This window comes from Shewanella sp. (assembly GCF_013214165.1).
Classification (GTDB): Bacteria; Pseudomonadota; Gammaproteobacteria; order Enterobacterales; family Shewanellaceae; genus Shewanella.
Map to the genome: position 1 here is coordinate 1 of NZ_JABSSM010000173.1, position 2362 is coordinate 2362.

Here is a 2362-nt window from a genome sequence, read left to right on the forward strand (position 1 = left end):
TGTTAGACGTCAACTAGCTTGGCCTATAGGCGTCAATTAAGTTGGCCGCTTTTGCCGTTTATTTTCATGGCTTCTTTTCTTCGATAACTCTCTCCCTCAAGTTGATAAATCTCTGCGTGATGCACCAGTCGATCAATCACGGCTACTGTCATCATATTGTCTCCAAATATACTGTCCCACTCACTAAACACCTGGTTCGTTGTGATCACTAGGCTGTTGCGCTCATAACGATGTGCAATGAGCTCAAATAGAACCTGACTTTCACTATCACTCTTTTTGACATAACCGATGTCGTCCAAAATGAGTAGCTCATATTTATCGAGTTTTTTAAGTGCATCTTCCAGTCCTAAACCTTCTCGGGCTTTTTGCAAGTGCTGCACCATCGCGGTGCCTGTTGTGAATTTTACACGAACAGATTGCTCAATAAGCGCATAACCCAGCGCGGCTGCTATATGGGTTTTACCCAAGCCACTCGCACCGAATAATAAAATATTATGCCCTTGTCTCAACCAGCTCAACTCACTGGCCTTACGTTTAACTTGAACTGCGCTAATGCCCACCACCTCGCTGAAGTCGTACTGAGACAACTGTTTCCCTATGGGTAACTGACTCTCTTTTAGTAAGCGTTTTAAGCGGACTTCCTGTCGATGTGTCGCCTCTATTTCACATAACTGAGCCAGAAATAGCTCGGGCTCCCACTGCTCCCTCACCGCTTTTAGGGCGATATCGGGCCACGCCTTTGCTATCGCTGGCAGACGTAACTCTTTTAATAATAGGGGTAAACTGAGAGCATTAGCCATGCCGGCCTCCAAGAAGTGCATCGTAACTTGAGACGCTGTGCTGCTGACTATCGATGATGGGGACGACTATCATATCGGGGTTGAAAACCGCTCGGCACTCATCTATCGTCACGGCTTTTCCCGCGTCAAACGCCCTGAGAACGAAGCGACCCAATGCGGCCTCACAATCATAGTTTGCAGCGATAACCAATAAATCGACCATGTAATGACAATCTGCATCAGTAACGCCATCATGGGTTAGTCTCTGCCATAACTGCCAAAAATCGCCTTTAGGGATAAGAGCATCCCTGATTTGCGATGCTTTAAAAGCATTACGTTTCTTAGCCAATGCATGGATAACATGCTGATAATCTATTGAGCGACCACGAGTTGCGCCTTGAGTATGCATTCGCGCTAAGGTTAATGTGACTTCATGCCCATAGAAAAGCACTATACGGTCATCAAAAATGTGTGCCAGTAATGTCACACCAATGAGTCGTGATGGCACCGAATATGTCACACGCTTAATTGAAATCGTGCTGCTGGATGTCACTTTGACGTATTGCTCACTAAAGTCATGAGTTCGACGAGCGGGTAAGGAGGACAAGTAGGCGCACTCCTCTAGATAACGGGTATGACATTGACGGTTAATTTTAGCAACGATGACATTGATGAAGTCTCGGTATTGCTTTAAATCAGTGAAATCACGACTGTCGCGTAATAACAGTTGTTGCTCTATCTTACGCTTGAGATGGCCATTAGGGCCCTCAATTGCGCCATTTTCATGGGCGACACCTTTGTTGTTTCGAGTGGCTTTTACCCCGTAATGTGTGCATAACTTGGTGTAGCGCTCTGTCAGAACTTCAGCTTCGGTGTGGTTTTTAAATGCTGCGCTTAAGCTGTCGGTACGGTGGGTTAGTGGCACGCCACCACTCTGCCAAAAAGCATTTTGGAGCCCTGATGACAGTGACTCAAAACTTTCACCACCGAGTACAACCTCGACATAAGTCCAGCCACTGAACACCAAACGGTAATGATAAAGCTTGTGCTTAAATGTGTTGCCAGCGAGGGTAATATTTAGCTCGTTGGCCCAAGTGTAGTCAGAAATGCCCATTGCCCCCGGCGTATGTTTCTGCCTGAAAATGACGTCTTGCTCAGGCCCGTGTATGACGCGCCATGTCTTAATTCGGCGTTGTAAAGTGCGTAGCTGTGAGCGCTCCAATTGCCCCGGTGCGATTTCCTCTAGTTTTTCGAATAATGTAATCGGTTGCAGTGAGGGTTCTTTTTCAAGCAACGGTACAATATGCTGCTCGAAAAGACCATTAAGAGGGTCTTTTCTGGTCGCGTATTGGCGTGGTAATTTGCTGGTGTTGTGTTGTCCAGCATCAATTCGTCTGGCTGAGCGGGAAGAAAATCCCGCCTTAGCCGCAGCAGATGATTGAGTCTGTTTAGGTTTATTACGATAAGACATATATAGGTTAACCTGTAGTTGGTTTATGGGTTTTCCAGGCATATAAATCTCTCAAGAATTATGTATGCCTAAAGATTACCAAAACCGGACAAGCTAATTGTCGCGAACTGGC

2 protein-coding genes are annotated in these 2362 nt (G+C 46.1%); both read right to left on the reverse strand.

Annotated elements, in window-relative coordinates:
• Positions 1-32 precede the first annotated feature (32 nt).
• The gene (gene istB / locus HRU42_RS21015) at positions 33-800 is read right to left on the reverse strand and encodes an IS21-like element helper ATPase IstB (RefSeq protein WP_295034035.1); all 768 of its coding nucleotides are present in this window, start codon (positions 798-800) and stop codon (positions 33-35) included.
• Entirely contained in the window at positions 793-2292 is a 1500-nt protein-coding gene (gene istA, locus HRU42_RS21020) for an IS21 family transposase (RefSeq protein ID WP_295034037.1), read from the reverse strand. The genes istB and istA overlap by 8 nt, the downstream gene beginning before the upstream one ends.
• Between the last annotated feature and the right edge of the window lie 70 nt (positions 2293-2362).

Coding starts and splice junctions, on each gene's coding strand:
- istB (WP_295034035.1), bottom strand. CDS start 800: ATGGCTAATGCTCTCAGTTTACCCCTATTATTAAAAGAGTTACGTCTG.
- istA (WP_295034037.1), bottom strand. CDS start 2,292: ATGCCTGGAAAACCCATAAACCAACTACAGGTTAACCTATATATGTCT.